Genomic DNA, 20751 nt, shown 5'->3' on the forward strand with positions numbered 1-20751 from the left:
CCAATTTACAGAACGAATGGTGCACTCCCCATTACCGACCACCTCGAGGCCAAGACCGAGCGTTACTACAGCGAATTTCGTATTCGGGCCAAAACGGGTGTCTGGGTCTGGTATGCCAATTACGGCAAGATCCTCGACCGCGAAGGCGCCGAACCCGGCCATCGCTTCTGCGGGGTGAGCTTCAACCTCGATATCAAGAAACGCCAGGAACAAGAGCTACAGGCGCTCAATGCCAAGCTGCGTGAGCAGAACGCGCTGCTCGAACGCATGAATGCGGAACTACACACGCTGGCCACCAGCGACTCGCTCACCGGTATTCACAACCGTCGCCATCTATTGAAAGCCGGAGAAGATGAGTTTCTTCGCGCGCGCCGTCTCAAGCATGAACTGGCGCTGTTGCTGATCGATATCGTTTGGTTCAAACGCGTTAACGATACGCTGGGACATGTGGCCGGCGACCAGGTCATTTGTGCGGTCGCGGCTTGCTGCGCGCGTAGCACGCGTGCCCATATCGACACGGTCGGACGTATCGGCGGCGAAGAATTCGCGATCGTGCTGCCGGAGGTCGGCCTCGATGAAGCACTCGATCTGGCCGATCGGCTGCGACGCGAAGTTGCACAAAGCCGGTTGCCGTATCGGCCGATCACACGGTTGATGTCACGATCAGCACCGGCGTCGCGACGCTATCGCCGACATGCCAATCGTTTCATGACCTGATGGTGCTCAGCGACCGCGCGCTCTATCGCGCCAAGGACGCAGGCCGCAACACCGTCCGCGCACCCGCGGCCTGAACCGGTCTGCATCCTATCGGCCCCGGGTTGCCGCCCGAGCACAGACTATCGTCGAGGCTGAGCGGATAGCGTCGCGGCCAGCACAATTCAGCCAATCAGCACGAGCCAAAGCGGTAACGTCAGCATCGCAAGGGCAGTCTGTACGGTGATCAGAGCGGCCATGAGTTCTGCGTCGCCACCGAGCTGACGAGCGAGAATATACGACGAAGTCGCCGTGGAGACGCCAGTAAATAACAGCGTGACATCGCGGCTCACGGCATCCAGCCCGCATACGAGCGCAAGTACCATTGCAATCGCCGGCACGACCGCGAGCTTGACCAGGCTCGTTAGCCAAAGGGCACGCCCGCCTCGAAACAGATGCCAGGGGCGTAATGCAACGCCGACTGCAATGAGCCCCAGCGGCAATGCCGGGCGCCCGATCAGGGCCAGTATCGGGTCACTCCAACCCGGCAGGCCGATACCGGTACCATTGAGCGTGATGCCAACGATGCACGCCAGAATCAACGGATTGCGCAGCAGTTCGAACAGGCTGCGCGCGAGACTCGTTCGACCCAGCGCGCCCACGCCGATGAAACAGGCCACGCTCAGCAGATTGACCGTGGGCACGAGCAAGGCGATGACCACCGCCGCTGTGGCAACACCCGCTTGCCCGTGCAACGCACCGGCGCCGGCAATCGATACATAGGTATTGAAACGCAGCGCCCCCTGAAATACCGAGGTGAACGCGGCGTCGTCGCTTGCAAAGAGATATCGCGTCAGCCATAACCCGATCGCCACGGCAACAGTCGCACCAAGACACACGACCGCCAACCGCACCAGCGGCACATCGGCGACATCTGCCGTGGCCAGCGTATGCACCAGCAGCGCCGGAAAGAATACGTAATAGACGAAACGCTCTGCGCGTGGCCAGAAATCACCGCCCGGATAGTTGATCCGGCCCAGCACAGCGCCGAACAAAATCAGTGCAAACAAAGGGCCGAGTGCATTCTGGATCGCGAGCATGGCGCGTAGCCTAATTCAAAACGGCTGGTGTCGCGTCGTGTCTGTAGGCCACGCGAGCGCGAGGCCACCATTCGGTTGTCGCTTGCCTGCTTACTCTGCGCCCAGCCATTGCTGCGCGAACACATCGGCCGGCGCCGGCATGCCGAGATGAAAACCCTGAACGCAGTGCACCGGGTATTGTTTTAGCGCCGCAAGCTGCGATGCCTCCTCGACCCCTTCGGCAACCACTTTCAACCCGAGTTCGTGGGCCAGGCCGCTGATCGCGGCCACGATTGCTCGGCTGCCGTGTGCGGTCTGCATACGCGCAATAAAGCTGCGATCGATCTTCAACGTGGTGACCGGCAGATCCTGCAAGTAGCGTAGCGACGAGTAACCGGTGCCGAAGTCGTCGATCGCCACGCCGCACCCCAGTTCACGCAATGCCTGCAGTATGCCGGTCGCCTCCTGGCTTTCGTCGAGCAGCGTACTCTCGGTCAGTTCGACATCGATCAGACCCGCGGGCAGATCGTGCTCGGAGAGTATGGTCTTCAGGCGTGTTGCCAGATCGTTCTGCCAGAACTGCTTTGCGGACAGATTCACGGCAACCGGTACGACCTGCCGACCGGCTGCAAGCCAATGCTGCTGCTGAGCGGCGACCGCACGAATCAGGCGACGTCCGAGCGGCAGAATGAGGCCCGAACGCTCCGCCACCGGGATGAAATCCACTGGCGCGACGTGGCCGAAATGCGGGTTATACCAGCGTAGCAGCGCCTCGGCACCGCGTAGCTCGCCGCTTTGCGTATCGAAGATGGGTTGATAGTGCACATCGAGCCCGTCGCCGGTTTCCGCGGTATCGCGCAGCGCGCTTTCCATCGCCAGGTGATGGTTCTCCTGGACGTGCGTTTTCGAGTTGAACAGGCGGTAGGTATTACGCCCTTCCTGCTTGGCGCGATACATCGCGGCGTCTGCATTGCGCATCAAATCGTCGATGGTTGCAGCGTCGTCCGGATAGAAACTGATGCCGAGGCTGCAGCCCACACGGAATTCGTGGCCATCGATCTTGAACGGCGTACTGATGGCGCCGATCAAACGCCCGGCGATGAGTGTGGCCTCGCCCGGCTCGTCCAGACCCGGCAACAGCGCGATGAATTCGTCGCCGCCCAGACGGGCAAGCGTATCGTCCTCACGCATGTGCACGGCCAGACGCTGCGAGACTTCCAGCAACAGCTCGTCCCCGATGGCATGGCCCAGCGAATCGTTGACCTGTTTGAAGTGATCCAGATCGATGAAGATGACCGCCAGCCGTCGCTGCTGCCGGTGGGCATGGCGCATGGATAGCGACATCCGATCCTCGAGCAGCCGGCGATTGGGCAGACGCGTCAACGCGTCGTAGTACGCCAGACGCCGGACCTGCTCTTCGTTTTCGCGGATATGGGTGATGTCGCTGAACAAGGCCGCATAGTTGGTGGTCTCGCCGGCCTCGTCGCGGATGGCGGTAATAGTAAGCAGCTCGAGATACAACTGACCGTTCTTGCGCCGGTTCCATATCTCACCGCGCCAGTAGCCGTTGTTCTGCAGCGAGTGCCACATACGGTCGTAGAAGTCTGCGTCATGGCGCCCGGACGAGAGCACCGCGGGCGTATAGCCGATCACCTCTTCCGGGCGATAACCGGTCATATGAGTAAAGGCCGGATTGACGAATTCGATCTGAGTTTGCGCATCGGTGATGATGATGCCTTCGAGCGAGGCATCGATGACCCGCTCCGCCAGCTCCAGATTAAAGCGCGACTGCGACAGGGCCCGATCGCGTTGATCGAGCGCTTGACGCAAGTCCTCAAGATAAAACTGCTCGTTACCATCGAGCATCTCGCGAAAGCCCAGCAAGCCGATGACCTGTTCGGCTTTGTCGACGACCGCTAGATGACGCACGCGATGTGTTATCAGATAGTCGCGCGCATGAATCAGCGTGTCGTGCGGCCCGACGCTCAATAACGGCCGCGTGGCCAGTTCTCCTATCGTGGCCTGCCCGGGATGGCCGGCAACAAAGCGCACGAGATCCCGTTCGGTGATGATGCCCAGCGGCTGACCCGGCTGGGTGATCACGGCCGCATCGCTTTGGCTAAAACGCATGCGTGACGCCAGTTCGCTGAGTGTGAGCGTGCCCGGTAGAACAAGCGGTGTGGTGGACATCGCATGATGCACCTCGCGCAGCCGTAAATAGCTTTCGAGACCCTGATTGAGTACGGCATCGCTTCGTGACAGTACGCCCAGCGGCGCCCCGTCGCCCCCGACCACCAGAAAATGATGGCGATTTTCGGCTGTGAAGCGCATGACGGCTTCGCTGACCGGCGTATCTTCAGCAATCTTGGCGATCGCCCCGCTCATGAGTTCGCCAATCGGCTGGCGCAGAGCGCCCGGATCGGCGAAGTCGAGATACAGGCAATCATGCTCTGTCCATATGCCCACCGCTTCGCCGTTTTCGATCACCAGCATCGAACTGCAACGGCGTTCGGCCATGCGTGCGGCGGCAACGTCCAACGGCGTATACCGGTCGCAGGCCAGAAGCCCCGTCTGCATGATGCGTCCTACGGGCAAGTCTTGGTTCATCGTCAATGGGTTTGAATCGAGGCGTGATAAGTCATAGCGCCGTGGGTTGAACAATACGTCGGCCGCGCATCGTCAGACCGCACTACCAGTACCGGCCGGCGTGCGAATTTCTGAAATGGCACACGCGCGTATACCGGCCTGGTGAGGTCACTCAGCTGCGTATTATCGGCACCGTGAGGGTTCGGTGCGTGTCCTGGATCAAAGCCGACGCGTCAGTGACCGCTTCAGCCGGGCGAAATGCGCCACGCGAGCGCAGCCGCGCGTGGAGCCAGCAGGTGCGATATTGCGCTATCACGACCGATCACCGCGGACGGGCCGCCATCGCGTAGATCAGCGATGCACGATATCCAGTTGCTTGAATGCCCCAAGCGCGTGATCGGCACGAAACATCTCGTGATCACGACGTACACGATCAGCCGCTTCCATCGCGAACTCGACCATGTCGTGGGCGAACAGATCCGGCGGGCCGATGGCATTCATGATGGCCGGCTCAATATCGTAATCAATCTTGCCGGATTCGTCGGACAGCGCATGCACGCGCGCCAAGACACGCCCGCAGATGCCGGCGTAATCCTTCCATTCGCTCTTGGAGAGATCGTCCAGATCGATATCGTCGCGAAATGGCGCGCGCTCACGCGACATATAGCTCAGGCCATCGAACTCGATATGGCCGTAGAAAACGTCGCCACGTACCAACTGTACGGTCTGGGCGTGGCTGATGCGGGCCGCCCGTTCGTCCATCTCATAGGCCGAGGGGGGAACCAACCCCGCCAGCGCCGAACGCCGTGCCTGCTTGTACTCGATAATCAGATCGTCGGAGCCATCGGCCTGCGGACCTTCGATAAGCACGTAGTAGCGATTGAGCCCGAGGGAGGCGGTCCCCTGGCCGCGACGTATCGCGACATCCTTGACCCGCATACCGGTCGCACGATGCGGCACCTCGATCTCGTTCTGCTTGACCAGCCGATCGGTGATCGCCTGGAAATCGTCGCGCCGCGACGAGATTGGCACCAGTTCTTCGGTGGACCGAAAACCGCTTTTCGTTTCGTCCAGGTAATCGTCCATGAGCCACTCGGCACGCTCTTCGTGGGCATCCTTGAAGAGCTTGCGAATGAGCTTCGGCGCGTTGTCGAACCGCATTTCCTCGTTCTGTTCCGTACCTTCCTTGGCCAGTCGCTGCATATCTTCGATATAGCCTTCAACGAAACGGCGCACGATCTTGATCTGGTGTTTGCGCTTGAGTTCGCCTTCGGCGCCTGCCGCGATCATGAAACCCACCGCGCCGCGTTTGATGTCCCAGGTAAACGGGGCGTAATACGCCTCGTCAAAATCATTGACCGAAAAAATCGGCACGTTGTTGACATTGGGCATCACGCCGAAATTTTCAGGATGCACATCGCCGAGCGTGAGCACGGTCGGCATCCATGCGTCTTCACCCGCCATATCGCGATAGAACAACAAAGCGGTGCCGCGAAAGAACGAGTACAACGAGTCCGATAACTCATCGAACTTGATGGCCGCATCTTCCGACGAATCCGCGATACGCGTTTCGTGATCTTCACGCAGACATTGGCGCACGTGGCGACGCCGATCGTGTCCGGTCAGGATCCGCGGGCGCAGTACGAACTCGCCGGCGGCCACCGACTCGGCCAGCCGCCGGAACGCATCGAAACGCGTGGCCACCACGGGGTGCCCATCCTCGAAAGACTCCCGTTCAAGGGCCGCGGCCAGTTCGGCTTTGCTCATGGACGAGCGTCCTGCGATGTCCTGTTGCTGTGCCTGCTCGTACAACGCTTTGTGCGTTTGCTGCGATTCTTCCGTCATAGCGACCCCTCGCCTGATTGGATGGCGCTCGAAATGCCGATGAATACTGAGACGTTCAGCATGCCCGACTCGCTGGCCCGGCGCATGCCCGCACAGAATTCGTTGCCCTCGTTATACCAAGCAACGATCGGGCCGCCCCGTTCAAGCGCACAACGCCAGCTCGGCAACAGCCCGCGCCGAAACCAAAACAGGCGCCAACGCGTATCAACACACTGGCCTGGATCGTTCGCACGCCTGCGTCGGCGTCGGTCGCCGACGGGGCAACGCGCGACAGAGCGCGGCCTGTACACGAGCGATTACATCTTCGGCACCGTTCATGCGATCGGTATAAATACTTTATTCACGGCTCGCCACGGCGACTAGACTGACTTGAACAGATCCCGCGTTGGGAGAGCGCCGGCAACCTCGCTGGCCTCCCGATGCCCTAAAGGAGTTTGCTTTGACCACGACTGCTGCACGACCGTACCGCAGCGGGATTCACCCGCTGCACGGATTACTTCTATCCGGAAGCTTCCCACTATTTCTCGGCGCTGCGCTAAGCGACTACGCCTATGCCACGTCCTATCTCGTCCAATGGAGCACCTTCGCATCCTGGCTGATCGCCGGCGCGCTCGTGTTCACGGGCTTTGCCATGCTGTGCGCGCTGATCGGCCTGTTCCGTGCCGAGCACCGCGCCCCCTATGCCATTTACTTTGGTGTGCTGCTGGTCACGTGGGTGATCGGTTTCGTCAACGCCCTGATTCATGCCCGAGACGTTTGGGCCATGATGCCGACCGGTCTTGTGCTATCGGTCATCGTTGCGGTGCTCGCATGTGTTGCAACGCTGCTGGGTTTTTCCCGTCTCGGCGCCGGAGGCCGGTCATGAAAAAACAAAGCATTCTTTACGCCAGCGCCGTCTCGATAGCACTGGTTGCCAGTGGCGCCCATGCGGCAGATGCCGAACAGCAATTCGGCGCCAACCCGAACCTGCCGGAGCCGCAGCGCGGGCTGCTGCCGAACATGACGATTCCCGAGCCCGCACCGTGGGACGGCGAAAAACCCACCGTGCCCGACGGCTACACGATCACCGCGATTGCCACCGACCTGAAGGTGCCGCGGCAGACGCTGGTGCTGCCGAACGGCGATATTCTGGTCGCCGAAGGCAAAGGTGGCAGCAAGGCGCCCAAGAAACGCCCGAAGGACTTCATTGCCGGCGTAATCAAATCGCGGGGCACCACCTCGGTCAAAAGCGGCGATCGGCTCACACTGCTGCGTGATGCCGATGGCGACGGCACCTATGAGCAACAGACGGTCTTCGCCGAAAATCTCAACGCACCTTACGGCCTCGCCCTGATCGACAACAATCTCTACGTGGCCAATCAGGACGCCCTGGTGCGCTTCGATTACGAAGAAGGCCAGACGCAGGCCGACGGCGCGCCTGACGTGGTCACGCCGCTACCTGCCGAGATCAATCATCACTGGACCAAGGCGATGACCGCGAGCGCGGATGGCGAGCATCTCTATGTCGGCATCGGCTCCAACAGCAATATCACCGAACGCGGCATGGAAGCGGAAGTCGACCGCGCCGAGATATGGGAAATCGACCCGGAAACCGGCGCACATCGTGCCTATGCCACCGGCCTGCGCAACCCCACAGCGCTGACCATTCAGCCCGGCACCGATCAGCTTTGGGCGGTCGTTAACGAACGCGACGAACTCGGCCCGAACCTGGTGCCCGACTACCTCACCACCGTGCGCGAAGGCGCCTTCTATGGCTGGCCGTACAGCTACTGGGGCCAGAACGTCGATCCGCGTGTGCGGCCCAGGAATCCGGAGAAGGTGGAATCGGCGATTGCGCCCGACTACAGCCTCGGCTCACATCACGCCCCGCTTGGCATCGCCTTCTCGAACGATCAGGTCGGCGGCGAGTTCACGAACGGCGTGTTCGTGGGCGAGCATGGCAGCTGGAATCGCGGTGATCCCGTCGGCTATAAAGTGGTGTTCGTTGCCTTCGAGAACGGCCAGCCGGCCGGCGATCCGGTTGACTTCGTCTCCGGCTTTCTCACCGAGGACAGCAAAACCCGAGGCCGCCCTGTCGGTGTAAGCATAACCCCGGACGGTTCGGTGATTGTCGCCGACGATCTGACCAACGCCATCTGGCGGATCACGCGTGATGCCGCAGAGCCACGGCCTGCTTCTACCGAATCCGACCCGGCAGCCGACAGCTAGCCGTCGCGGCCTTTGCCGCTTCGTGCCCATGTCCCGGCCACCTCGGCCGGGATATGGGGTTTCACCGCGGCAAGCCGATCTGCCTGCCGCCCCGTTGAGTCAGGCTTTGACACTCTGCATAGAGCGATGTCTGGCCCGCCAGGTATATATATTCACCGCGATGTCCCGCGCCAACCCCGCTATTGGCCTCGACTAACGCTCGATCGTCGCTGAAGCATCTCTTCGGTTTGATTTAGATCAAACACACCGCCCACACATGCCACTAGCGTAAAAATTACGTACTTCCTAAAAAGGAATCGGCATGTACCGCTTTTATACTCACATGATCAGCACGGCGCTCTTACTGGCCAGCGGCGCCAGCGCTTGGGCGGCAGAAGACACCGAGCAGCTGCGCCGCGACGCCAACCGGCTGTTCGATCCGATTCCGACACAGCATCCGCGTATTGAAGACGGAGAGATAACGTCAGCGCAGATCGAACTGGGACGAAAGCTCTTCTTCGACCCCCGCCTGTCGCGCAGTCAGATCATCAGCTGTAACAGTTGTCACAACGTCGGGACCGGCGGCGCGGACAACGTGCCAACGTCGATCGGTCACGGCTGGCAAAAGGGTCCGCGCAATTCGCCCACGGTGTTGAACGCCGTATTCAACGTCGCCCAGTTTTGGGATGGGCGCGCCCAGGATCTCGCCGCCCAGGCCAAAGGCCCGGTTCAGGCCAGCGTCGAGATGAACAATACGCCGGAACGCGTAGAACAAACCCTGGAAAGCATGCCCGAATACGTGGATGCGTTTGACCAGGCTTTTCCCGACAGCGATGCGCCAGTGAGCTTCGACCATATGGCGAGCGCTATCGAGGCGTTCGAAACCACCCTGGTTACACCGAACGCGCGCTTCGACCGGTTCCTGCGCGGCGAAGACACCCTCGACGCCGAAGAGCAGGAAGGCTTGTCGCTGTTCATGAGTTCCGGTTGCGCGGCCTGCCATAACGGGATGAATGTCGGCGGGCAGGCGTACTATCCTTTCGGTGTCGTTGAGAGACCAGGCGCCGATATTCTGCCCGAAGACGATAAGGGCCGCTTCGCCGTCACCCAGACCGCAACCGACGAATACGTCTTCCGTGCCGGGCCGCTACGCAACATCGCGCGCACCGCACCGTATTTTCATAGCGGCCAAGTCTGGGATCTCGAACAGGCCGTGGCGATCATGGGCAGCAGCCAGCTCGGTGTCGAACTCGACGATTCGCAGGTATCGGCTATCACCGCGTTCCTGCATACGTTAACCGGCGAACAACCCGAAGTGGCCGTCCCCATACTACCGGCGAGCACGCAGGATACGCCGAGGCCTGAGTAATCGCGCCAGTTAACGCCACGCCCAGGATCCGGTGAAACAGGGCTTCCTGCGAATCGACGGCCAGGCCACGACCGGTCGGCGCACCTTCGCGCCCCGCGAGTAAGCGACCAAGCTAAACGGGTTTTAGCTTGGTCGCCTTCGCATGTATCGGCTCACCCCACCCTTCAACGGGTTTTCTTTTTTCGATGATCTACAAAAGATCAGGGGTTCTGGAAAATTCGTAGCCCCTTTGCACAACCGCGCCGGGAGTGCGGCCTGTCCAAAGAACAGGCGTGAAAAACCACCACTCAGTTTTGATCGGATAAGACCGCCGCCCTACATCGCAGCTGCTCGATAGAGGCCGCTCCTTTCATTGCAGCTGAATGTTTTCGTGTCGGCGAGCCACCTCGGCAGAACGCCGCCCAAACGCCACCCAGTGGTCGCGCGCTTTTACACCGCAACGCGGCCTGCGTTCTGTCCTGACGGGCTCCCGGTGCCACATCGCACGCATGGCCTCGAACGATCGTTAAAGAACCGGCGGGCCGGGCCGATTTTCACCAAGACTCTTATATAGAACCCCGTCGACTTCGCGCCGCGCTGAGGCGGCGTCGAAAACGCGTTGAGGAAATAGGCCCACTAGAGGGTTGAGTGCCACCAGCGGACGCCAACGCCGTATCAACTCAGCGGAGGCAATGTGCTTACCCGCCGGAACGGCCATGACCGAGACGCAAACCGCTACCGCATTCAATTCCGTGCAGCTAACGCCCCAGGACGCCGACATTGTGCGTGGTCGCGAGATTCACGCAGCCGAGCAGAATATCGAGCGGGCGCTCACCAGTTTTTTTGTTCCTGCCATCGTTACGGCGCTTTTGTTCTATCGGGACTGGGGCATCGTCGCGCTTGTATGGGGTGTGAGCGTCATTACGACGTGCACCATCCGTGTGTTTTTCGCCCGCTGTACAACCCAGCGACCGCCCGCGCCGATGCCGGCCCGAAGTATTCGGCCATTGATCGCATGGAGTGTGGTCAACGCGATCGTGCTCACCAGCTTTCCGGCCTGGGTCACGCTGAATGCAAACGGCTTTTCGCTGGCTTACATGATCGCGCTTTACATCGGTACGTTCTGGTCGGCATCGTTTGCACAAGCGCCGGTTTTCCCGACCGCGGTTTTATTCATGCTCACCCAGTTCAGCCTTACCGCGGCATTTGCCGCGCTACTCGGCCTGAACTGGGAGCGCACAGCGCTTCTTGCGCTATATGCCAGCGGCGTCGCTGCGGCACTGCATATCGTCCGTCAGCATTCAGCGCTATTCCGCGAATCCGTCGTTCAAAAACTCGATCTGGAAAGGAAAACCGAAACGATCGGCCTGCTCTTGAAAGAGCACGAGAACCAGTCGAGCGACTGGCTCTGGCAAACCGCCGCCACGCTACATATTGTCGAGCCTTCACCACGCTTTGCGGAAGCAATTGACCTAGGCGAACAGGCCCTGGCGGGAAAGACAATCGTCGAAATCCTCGCGGATCGAACCGTGGAGGGCAATGCCGAGGTGCTGGCCCAAGTGGAAGACAAGCTCGCCCGGCGGCGCTCGTTTCGCGACATCGCCATCCCACTGTCGGTTGCCTCGCAAACCGTCTGGTTCTCGATCTCGGGCCGACCACTCTACGACCGCAAGAACCGTTTTGCCGGTTATCGCGGCGTGATGGCGGATATTACCGAAGCAAGACTCGCCCAGGCGCGCGCCGCACACCTGGCCCATCATGACGCGCTCACCGACCTGCCCAATCGTGCGAAGTTTGGCATCTTGCTACGCCGGTCGTTGGCCCGCGGCCGGTCTTTCGCACTGCTGAGTATCGATCTCGACGGGTTCAAAGCGGTTAACGATGGGTTCGGGCACGCCACCGGCGATGCAATGCTCGTGGAAATTGCGCGGCGGCTGCAGGAGGGCATCGACTCGAAGGATGTCGTAGCTCGTCTCGGCGACGACGAGTTCGTCGTTCAGACATGGCGATTGGAGATGGCGTCGGTAGAAACGCTGTGCCGTCAACTGATCGAAGCGGCAAGCCAGCCCATGTTCGCCGGTAATGAACCGGTGGTTGTCGGTGCAAGTATTGGCGTTGCGTTTGCGCCCGCCGACGGCGCGACAAGCGCCGACATCTTGAACAGCGCGGATGCGGCACTCTACCGCGCCAAGAATGATGGCCGTGGCACGTTCCGATTCTTCTCACCCGCGATGGATCGCAAGCTTCAGGTCCGACAACGGCTGGTACAGGGTCTACGCACCGCACTCGCCCGCGACGAAATGATCCTGCATTACCAACCCGTTATTGACGCGAAAAGCGGCGCAATCACCGGCTGCGAAGCGCTGCTCCGTTGGCAACACAGCGAACGCGGCATGATCTCACCCGCCGAGTTCATACCCGTGGCCGAAGAAAGCGGGCTGATCGTGCCGATTGGCAACTGGGTCATCGAGCATGCCTGCCACGTAGCCACAAGCTGGCACAAGGAACGGCGCATATCGGTCAACGTCTCACCGATGCAGTTCAGCAACGGCAACCTCCACGGCCACATTAATTCGGTGCTCAAAAAGACCGGGCTTGCTCCCAACCGGCTGGAGATCGAAGTCACCGAAACCGTGCTGGTAAAAGATCCGCATGTGGCCCTCGATACATTGCGCCGGATACGCGCGCTCGGCGTCCGCGTCGCACTGGACGATTTCGGCACCGGCTATTCATCGTTGAGCTACCTGCGGCTTTTCCCTTTCGATCGAATCAAGATCGACCGCTCGTTCGTGCAAGACCTCGGGCAACGTCAGGACAGCCAGGTGATTGTGCATGCCATCGTCGATATTGCAGCCGGACTCGGCATGACAATTACCGCAGAAGGCATCGAGACAACCGAACAAGCAACGTATCTGCGCCAAATCGGCTGCCACGAATTTCAGGGCTTTCTGTTCGCGCGCCCCGCGCCGGCAAACCAGTTGGTGGGCGTCAAAGAGGAAGCCCTCGCCGACAACGCCACAGATCGGCGCCGCCTGTATCGACGCTCCTCACTTGACGTATGACGCAAGCCCCAATCCAGCGCTGAGCGTTATTTCACAAGCTATCCAGGCCCTAACCTCTGGCAGCGAAGCAGTAGTAATTCGAAGTGCCGGAGCCGACTACGTGCTGTTCGTCAAGCAGGTTGCGGACGTTGACCCCCAAGTCGATTCCTTCGGCGATGGCGTAGGTGAACGCGGCGTCGAACAACGTGGCCGCATCGCTTTCCGACGTGTTGTCGGCGTCGAAGTAGTAGGAGCCGATATAACGAGCGCCCAGACCGACGCTCATGTCCAGGCTCGGAAAACTGTAATAGGTCCACAGCGACGCGGTATGTTCCGGCGCCACGGTGAATTCCTTGCCTTCGAGTGATGTGCCGTCGCGGAGCGTGCCGCGGACCACTTCCGAATCGAGATACGAGTAACCGCCGGTCAGGCTCAGATTGGGGGTCAACTCGGCCTTGGCTTCGAGATCCAGACCACGCACGCGGGATTCCCCGATGGTTTCGCGCTCGATCGTGCCGTTGTCCTGAACGACGGCGATGGTGACGTCTTCCTTGTTGAGATCGTAGATCGCGGCAGAGAACAGCGCGTTCATGCCGGCCGGCGCGTATACTGCTCGCCGCGTTCGGGCTTCACCCCGATCGACGGCGGCGCGACCGATTCGACCTGGCTGATATAGGTCGAAATTTCGTCGTTGACGATATAGGTCAGCGCACCCCGGACCGAGGTTTCGGAAAAGTCGTCGGACTCGGTAACGCCTGTTATGTCCGTGCTGGACAGATCCAGCGAGTCGTTGCGTACACCGGCGGTCACGACGAATCGATCGTAGAAGGACAGGTTCTGGGTCAGGAAAACCGACTTGGTCTCGTAATCCTGGTCATTACCCATGTAGACATTCAAACTGCTCGGCGCCCCACTGTAGTCCGGGTTGGCGATATCGATCGGGGCAGCATCGCCGTAAAAGGAGCTGTCATCGCTCGACGCGTCCCGGTACTCGACACCCGCCAGCGTACTGCTATCGATGTGATCGAAACTCATGTCGTATTGCAGAATCGCGTTGCCGATCAGTTCCTGGGCTTCGCTGTCGGTGCCGAAATAATCGCGATCCACCACCGTACCGGCTCGGGCGGGCGAATCCGTCAGGTACACGTAACCGAAGTCATCGGTCAGATCGCTATAGCGTGTGTTCGCTGCAGGGTCAGACCGTTATCGAAATCGTGTGTCAGCAGGCCGGTGATACTGGTGCGCTCGACATCGTGATAATTGAAATCGGGCTCACCGAAGAAGTCGCTGCGATCGTATTCCCGGTCGAGCGGATAGCCTCCGCTATTGGGGGTGTTGTCCTGGTCCAGGTAGTCGAAGATCAGGGTCGCTGCCGTATAGGCCGTGGGCTCCCATGTGAGCCCGCCCAGAACGAACTGATCGTCGTCTCTGGAGTAATCGTATTCGCGCTCGCTGTCCTTGAATTTGCCGACGAAGCGATAGGCCAGCGTCTCGTCTTCATCCAGCGTGTCGCCCACATCGACACCGGCCTCGACATGGTGAGACGAGCCATACGACAAATAGCCTTCGCCGAAGCGCTCGAACTTCGGTCGTTTGCTCACGAAATTTACCGAACCGCCGGGGTCGGCCGGGCCGAACAGGGTCGAGTTCGCGCCACGTAGCACCTCGACGCGCTCATACGCATAAGGCTCCTCTCGAACGCCTCGCATCGAGCCCAGCGTCAGGCCGTCACGGTAGGTTGTGGCCTGAAAACCGCGAATCTTGAAATAGTCGTTGCGGTCATCGGTGCCGTAGTAGTCGGTGATGACGCCCGGCGTATATTGAAGAATCTCTTCGGTGGTGTCGGCGTCGCGCTGCTCGATTTCCTTTTCCGTGATGACGGACACAGACGCAGGAGTGTCGAGAATGCTGGTGGCGACCTTGCCCCCCCATCCAGAGCTCGCGCGCCACAGTAGTCGCCGAGTTGTCGTCCGGCGCTGCTTGCGCGTTGACAATGACGGGCGCGAGCCGATACATCGACTGATCGCTGTCGTTCTTATCGTTCGCCGGCTGGGCATGCCCGCTCATGGGCACGGCAATCAGCGCCGTGCCATAAATAAGCGCAGTCGTGCTTCGCGGCCAGCGCGCCCATAACGACTTGAGCGCCGTCTTATCTTCAGCCATACCAGACATCCTCCATGGTTCGAAATCTCGTTTAACCGGGGGATGAGCGAGCAGCGGTCAGTGGCGGTCTACACACGACGCGCCGAGGCATGTCCTTTCGCAAGGCTCCCTGACTCTGCATCGAGCACGCGTGCCCCCAAGGCTCGATGGTGTCGTGAACTATAGGTAGCGGATTTCTCGATTGCAATACTAATGCGAACTATTCGCATTACCGTGCATATGTTTTCGCATCGCTGCTCTCAGTCCGACTAGGGCAATCAAGCCGGTACGCCTCCAGCCCGCCGGCACCGATGTGCACGGCTGCACCTTGCATCTGCCCCTGCTCACGCTCGCGCATGTCGATGAAGCCGAATGCACGGCGCTGATTGCGCACGAGCTATCGCATGTCGCCAACGCCGACATCGAACAGGCCCGGGCGCTCGGCGCCGAACAACGCGCCATCGCCCACAGCTATGATGCGCTTCAACACACTGCGGCCCGCGCCCAGCTGAACGGCCTGCTCACGCAACCGGTGTTCTGTATTACCGAAAGTGTGATGGCGGCGCTGGATCGCGCCGTAGCTCGGGATCGGCGCACGGCGGAATACCGCGCCGACCGGGCCGCCGCCGATGCAAGCTCGGCGTCGATTGCCGCCGCGACCATCCTGCGTGCAGCCGCCAGTCAGGATGTGGCGCAGCAGGCGGTCGTCGCCGGCCAGAATCGAACAGGCACCGCTACCGCGCTGTCGGCGTATCACTCTCGGCGCCGCGCAGTGCCTTCCGCGTTCGCAGCACGTGGTGCTGAAGTTTGGCCCGTTACGCACCGCAGCCGGCCGCCTTACGCACGAACGCTTCGCCGAACGTTTCACCGCGGCGATTCAGGGCCGGGCCTCGGGCGTCGTACTCGATACGCTCGCCGCTGAAAACGACAAAAGCATTCGATGAACCGCGACCACCGGCGTCGACGAATAGGCGTAACTCGTGACCGGTCGCCTGGCGGTATATGAACAACGGATCGCCGCAACAGGCGGCACGTCATAACCTGACTGCAAGCGCCGACGCGCGAGCACCGCGCCAGAGGGTCTTCACCACAAGCGCTTGGCTGAACGGTTCACTACAACAATTCTGCCCTGCAATAGGGCGGTACTCGATACGCACGCGTCGAAGCAGACAGTCGTGATTCAAATCGCGGCCTCGACGCAACTATGCTCGGGCGATGGATCTTCCGCCTCTGCAGAGCCCACTCCGGCGCAGCTAAACGTCGAATTCGCCACGGGCTATACACACTGCAAGCCCTCGTATGTTGAAGATGCCGCGCGGGCATTGGGGAGAGACCATGTTTTCAATCGCTCAAATGGACGAGCCTACGGACTGGCGCAAAGCACATGTAGTCTGGCTTCTATTGTCCATCGGACGCCATGCCGACCCGCGTACTGGACAACCGCGGCGGCTACCGACAGGCTAGCTGGAACGGGTCCTGCGCCGCTAAAGCTATTATCGAAATACGCGCCAAAGCAGCACCGCTCGACTTAAAAGCAATCGCGTCTGAACGCGATCAATAAAAAGGAGCAGCCATGACCGAGGAGATAGGGCAAGTTGCGATCATCGGCGCCGGGCCGTCCGGTATCGCCGCGGGCAAGAACTGCAAACAGACCGGGCTGGATTTTGTAATCTTCGACCAGAACAGCGCGGTCGGTGGCAACTGGCTCTTCAGCGAGGACGAAGGGCACTCGAGTGTGTACGAGGCCAGCCACATCATCAGTTCCAAGACCTGGTCACAATACGAAGACTTTCCGATGCCCGCGGACTACCCGGATTATCCGTCGCATCGACAACTGCAACGGTATTTCGCCGACTACGCCGATCATTTCGGCGTGACCCCGCATATCCGCTTCCGGCACTACATCAGCCACGTGCAGCGACGCGACGACGGGCTCTGGCAGATCGATTACAGCGACGCCGAGGGCGCCCCCCACAGCGAGGTCTACAAATACCTCATGGTCGCCAACGGCCACCACTGGGCGCCGAACATGCCGGAATACCCCGGCACCTTCGACGGCCGGCTGATGCACTCACACCAGTTCAAGCGTCTTGACGAGAGCTTTCGCGACAAGCGGGTGCTGGTGATCGGCGCCGGCAATTCCGCCTGCGATGTGGCCGTGGAGACTGGACGCATATCCGCCAAGACCTGCCTGAGCGTACGCAGCGGCCAGTGGTTCTTTCCCAAGTTCATCATGGGCCTGCCCGGCGATCTACTGGTCGCCAAGATGCGCAGGCTACCGGTCAAACTGCAGCAGAAGATGTTCAAATGGACACTGTTGCTGCTACAAGGCCGCAACAACAACTATGGCCTGCCCGAACCCAAGAGCGACCCGCTGGCGCACCATCCGACGCTCAACAGCGAACTGTTCTATTTCATTCGCCACGGGCGCATTTCGGCGCGCCCGGCGGTCGAGCGTTTCGACGGCGACAGCGTGGTGTTCGCCGATGGCACCCGCGAGGCATTCGATATCGTAATCGCGGCCACCGGCTATCGCACGATCTTTCCCTTCTTCGACCGCTCGTTCATCGATTTCGAACATGCGCGCAAGGTGCCGCTGTATCGCAAGATGATGCATGCCGACTACGACAAGCTGTATTTCATTGGCCTGTTCCAGCCGATCGGCTGTATCTGGCCGATGTCGGATTTTCAGGCACGGCTGGCCTGCGAAGAAATCCGTGGCAACTACCAGCGGCCGGCCGATATGCAGGCTGCGATCCAACACGAAATTGACAATCCGCATGTCAATTTCGAAGGCGGGGCCCGACACGCAGTCGAGGTCGACTACCACAAATTCCGCAAGGAGCTGTCAGATGAACTGCGCAGCGCTGGGGTGGATATGGGCAAGGCGCCGCCCGATCGTAAGGGCTTTCGCTATGTCCCGCCGCCCCGCGTTGATATGAAGAACAGCGCATGAGCACGCAGCACCCGGTGGTGATGATCCACGGTATGTGGAGCAGCCCGCAGGTATGGGACAACTTCCGCTCCGCCTACACAGCGCGCGGCTATACCGTGCATACGCCCACGCTGCGTCATCACGACATCGCCCCCGGTGACAAGCCCGACCAGGCGCTGGGCACGACGGGCCTGGGCGACTACTACGCCGACTTGGTGGCTTTCATCAACACGCTGGATTCCACGCCGATACTGGTGGGCCATTCGATGGGCGGCCTGCTCGCCCAGATGCTGACCGCTCAGGGCCACGCCCGCGCGGCCGTACTCCTTTGCAGCGCCTGTCCGCGCTGTGTGTTTCCGATGCGCCCCATCATGCTGCCGGGCACCGCACGCATATTCAGCACGCCGGGCTTCTGGAAAAAAGCCAATCGGCTGACCGCCTGGGAGGCCCGCTACCTGCTCTTCAACCGTTTGCCGGAGACCGAAGCCGCACAACAAACCCGACAACTACTTTGGGAGTCGGGACGGGCCGCATCGGAGATCGTATTCGCCGCCGCCATGCCCAATGGGCCGGCTACCATCGACTTTCAGGCCAACGATATCCCGCTGCTGAGCCTGGCCGGCGACGCCGACCGGATCGTGCCGGCCGGGGTGTGTGCCGCCAACGCCCAACGCTATGGTCGACGCTGCGATTATCGCGCCTATCCCGATCATGCCCACTGGATAATCGGCGAGCCCGGCTGGGAACAGATCGCCGCCGACAGCCTCGACTGGCTGGCCGACCCGTCTTTCAATCCGAGACCTGACGCCTAGGCGCCAGGCCGACAGATCGAGGGCGCCGCCGCGCGCATTGGGAACCAGCCATGTTTTAAATCACTCAAGTCGGCGAGCCCACAGACTAACGCCGAGAAAAGCTGGTCTGCTTCCTATTCTTCATGGCATCGGTCAGTCGACCGATGCCGATCAACTCGTGCAACGCCTACCGTGGCGGCTTAGCGGCAAAGTGCGAGTCGTTGGGCCGAGTAGCCAGCTGCCCGCCTCCAATGGCAAGGCTTCGACTCTTGAGGCACAACGCAAGGTCTGGCCGTCACTGTCTTTCAATCGAGTGATGCCATCGGCGTACGTACACCCGCAGGCCCGCCCGCCAATACTCATTCAAGAAATTGATACCGATGTGCTGTCGTGCGCATATCTAGTGGGTGGCATGCCGACGTGGCGCGTGAAGGCAACGCTGAAGGTGCTGGCCGAACTGTAGCCGACGCGCTCGGCAACATCCGTAATACGGCTCTGCTCGTCTCTCAGCAGCCGCTTGGCCAAGGCCATGCGCCACGCCAGCAGATACGCCATCGGCGCAAGGCCGACCGTTCGATTGAATCGCTCGAAGAAAGCCGAACGGGACATCGCAGCCTGACTCGCCAGTTCGGCGACTGTCCATGCGCGCGTCGGCTCGGCGTGCATGGCGCGTATGGCACTGGCCAGGCGACTATCCGCCAGCCCGCGTACCAGACCAGACGAGGCGGCCGTTTCGCCGCTGGCACGCAGGGCTTCGATCATCAGCACCTCAAGCAGCCGCGAGAGCACCATGTCGCGCGCCGGCCGATCGGCACGGGATTCCTCCCCGAGGAGTTCGACCAACATCGCTAGCCGCTGCTGACCACGCACATGCACGCGTTGCGGCAACAGCGAAATCAGCAATGCCGCGTCGGGCGATTCGAAATGGCAATGGCCGATCAGCATGCGCACATCGGGCGCTGCATCCGCCGCCCCGAGCCGGAACGCGCCGCCGCCGAGTGCCACCGGCAGGTCCTCGACATCAGCTGGGGGTGGCGGCTGGCTCGACGCCACGATATGCCGCGCCATCGGCGCCAGCAGAAAATCGCCGGCCGTGAGACGGATCGGTTCACCGGCGCCGGGCGAGTTCAAGCACTCGCCTTCCAACACCACGCAATAGAACAGATCGCCGGGGTCGCTACGATGCACGCGCCAAGGCCCCGCGCCGACGATCAGCTTGGAGAACCGCATGCTGGGCTGCAAAAGCGAAACAACCTCGGCCAGCGGATCGATCAAGGCCGGACTCTCGCGAATGAAATAAGGACTTTCTATTGTAGCGAGTTCATCCAACCATTCGAGCTAACCGAGCCAGACCTGGCGCGAACACTGTTCGAGACGAATACCCTCGGCACGATGGCGATGACGCAGGCCGTACTGCCGCAATTTAGGGCCCAGGGCGCCGGCACCATCGTCAACATCACGTCGAGCGTAACGTTCAAGGCGCTGCCGCTGGTCTCGATGTATACGGCCAGCAAGGCGGCAGTAAATGCGTTCACGGCCTCCCTGGCGATTGAGCTGGCACCGTTCGGCATCAACGTGCGCATTGTGTTGCCCGACCGTTCGCTAAAGACGCGTTTCAGCGCTAACGCGAAGCGCGCCGGCCTGGACAATGCGGACTACGCCGACATGATCCAGCAGACGGTGACGCAAATGACCGACGAATCCGGCCCGGTGACAAATGCCGCGGATGTGGCCGAAGCGGTGTGGCGTGCTGCGACCGACCCGACCGCGCCGATACGTATTCCGGCCGGTGCCGATGCTATCGAATGGGCACAGGAGGCGGGCTTGTGGGCCTGACGACGGGTCGTCTCGCCACGCTTATCGCTATCTCAAGAGACAGCAGGTATCGAACAAAGCCGGCATCACTCGCAGCAGGCGTGTACCAGCCATTTACCCGACCAGCGACCTCGGCGAGCACGGCCAGAAACGGGAGACGACCCCCATCGTCTTCGTAGGTCGCTCCCTGGCCATAACGCGTGCGGTGCCGGTACACGCCAGCGAATTCGAGACGTAACGGACGGGCCGTAGCTCTCCTTCCGTTGCGATCTCGAATTGAGTTTGACCG

General features: G+C 60.8%; 11 protein-coding genes and 4 pseudogenes. 10 read left to right on the forward strand and 5 right to left on the reverse strand.

Features of this window, described 5'->3' with window-relative positions; all coding sequences use genetic code 11:
- Positions 1 to 267: 267 nt before the first annotated feature.
- Positions 268 to 791, forward strand: a pseudogene (locus tag SSPSH_RS19775) (GGDEF domain-containing protein).
- Between the two features lie 87 nt (positions 792 to 878).
- On the opposite strand, the gene SSPSH_RS00010 reads toward SSPSH_RS19775, so the two are convergent.
- From SSPSH_RS00010 to SSPSH_RS00020, 3 genes are all read right to left on the reverse strand, one after another.
- The gene (locus SSPSH_RS00010; RefSeq protein ID WP_006913419.1) at positions 879 to 1793 is read right to left on the reverse strand and encodes an AEC family transporter; all 915 of its coding nucleotides are present in this window, start codon (positions 1791 to 1793) and stop codon (positions 879 to 881) included.
- Positions 1794 to 1883: 90 nt separating this feature from the next.
- Entirely contained in the window at positions 1884 to 4349 is a 2466-nt protein-coding gene (locus SSPSH_RS00015; RefSeq protein ID WP_006913418.1) for an EAL domain-containing protein, read from the reverse strand.
- Between the two features lie 360 nt (positions 4350 to 4709).
- Positions 4710 to 6203 (reverse strand): DUF2252 domain-containing protein, encoded by a 1494-nt coding sequence (locus SSPSH_RS00020; protein WP_006913417.1) that lies wholly within the window; start codon positions 6201 to 6203, stop codon positions 4710 to 4712.
- 439 nt (positions 6204 to 6642) lie between these two features.
- On the opposite strand from SSPSH_RS00020, the gene SSPSH_RS00030 reads away from it, so the two are divergent.
- From SSPSH_RS00030 to SSPSH_RS00045, 4 genes are all read left to right on the forward strand, one after another.
- Positions 6643 to 7068, forward strand: coding sequence for a DUF2231 domain-containing protein (locus SSPSH_RS00030; RefSeq protein ID WP_006913415.1), 426 nt, complete (start codon positions 6643 to 6645; stop codon positions 7066 to 7068).
- A complete protein-coding gene (locus SSPSH_RS00035; protein WP_006913414.1) occupies positions 7065 to 8411 on the forward strand; it encodes a PQQ-dependent sugar dehydrogenase in 1347 nt (448 codons plus the stop codon). Before SSPSH_RS00030 ends, SSPSH_RS00035 begins: the two co-directional genes overlap by 4 nt.
- Before the next feature lie 301 nt (positions 8412 to 8712).
- A complete protein-coding gene (locus SSPSH_RS00040) occupies positions 8713 to 9759 on the forward strand; it encodes a cytochrome-c peroxidase (protein ID WP_006913413.1) in 1047 nt (348 codons plus the stop codon).
- Positions 9760 to 10454: 695 nt separating this feature from the next.
- Positions 10455 to 12800 (forward strand): putative bifunctional diguanylate cyclase/phosphodiesterase, encoded by a 2346-nt coding sequence (locus SSPSH_RS00045; RefSeq protein ID WP_006913412.1) that lies wholly within the window; start codon positions 10455 to 10457, stop codon positions 12798 to 12800.
- A 49-nt stretch (positions 12801 to 12849) separates the two neighbouring features.
- Here SSPSH_RS00045 and SSPSH_RS19780 read toward each other — a convergent pair.
- Positions 12850 to 14942 (reverse strand): annotated as a pseudogene (locus SSPSH_RS19780) (TonB-dependent siderophore receptor).
- Between the two features lie 292 nt (positions 14943 to 15234).
- Here SSPSH_RS19780 and SSPSH_RS19785 point away from each other — a divergent pair.
- The 4 genes and pseudogenes from SSPSH_RS19785 to SSPSH_RS00070 form a co-directional block, all read left to right on the forward strand.
- Positions 15235 to 15513 (forward strand): annotated as a pseudogene (locus SSPSH_RS19785) (M48 family metalloprotease); the annotation flags it as partial.
- Between the two features lie 202 nt (positions 15514 to 15715).
- Entirely contained in the window at positions 15716 to 15865 is a 150-nt protein-coding gene (locus SSPSH_RS19330) for a hypothetical protein (protein ID WP_244263477.1), read from the forward strand.
- A gap of 629 nt (positions 15866 to 16494) precedes the next feature.
- On the forward strand, positions 16495 to 17877 hold the full coding sequence (locus SSPSH_RS00065; protein ID WP_006913410.1) for a flavin-containing monooxygenase: 1383 nt from the start codon (positions 16495 to 16497) through the stop codon (positions 17875 to 17877).
- A complete protein-coding gene (locus tag SSPSH_RS00070; RefSeq protein ID WP_006913409.1) occupies positions 17874 to 18668 on the forward strand; it encodes an alpha/beta hydrolase in 795 nt (264 codons plus the stop codon). Before SSPSH_RS00065 ends, SSPSH_RS00070 begins: the two co-directional genes overlap by 4 nt.
- A gap of 342 nt (positions 18669 to 19010) precedes the next feature.
- Here SSPSH_RS00070 and SSPSH_RS00075 read toward each other — a convergent pair whose 3' ends face one another.
- On the reverse strand, positions 19011 to 19922 hold the full coding sequence (locus SSPSH_RS00075; RefSeq protein WP_006913408.1) for an AraC family transcriptional regulator: 912 nt from the start codon (positions 19920 to 19922) through the stop codon (positions 19011 to 19013).
- 54 nt (positions 19923 to 19976) lie between these two features.
- Between SSPSH_RS00075 and SSPSH_RS00080 the strand changes: the two are divergent.
- Positions 19977 to 20483, forward strand: a pseudogene (locus SSPSH_RS00080) (SDR family NAD(P)-dependent oxidoreductase); the annotation flags it as partial.
- Between the last annotated feature and the right edge of the window lie 268 nt (positions 20484 to 20751).

Source organism: Salinisphaera shabanensis E1L3A (assembly GCF_000215955.2).
GTDB classification, from domain to species: Bacteria; Pseudomonadota; Gammaproteobacteria; order Nevskiales; family Salinisphaeraceae; genus Salinisphaera; species Salinisphaera shabanensis.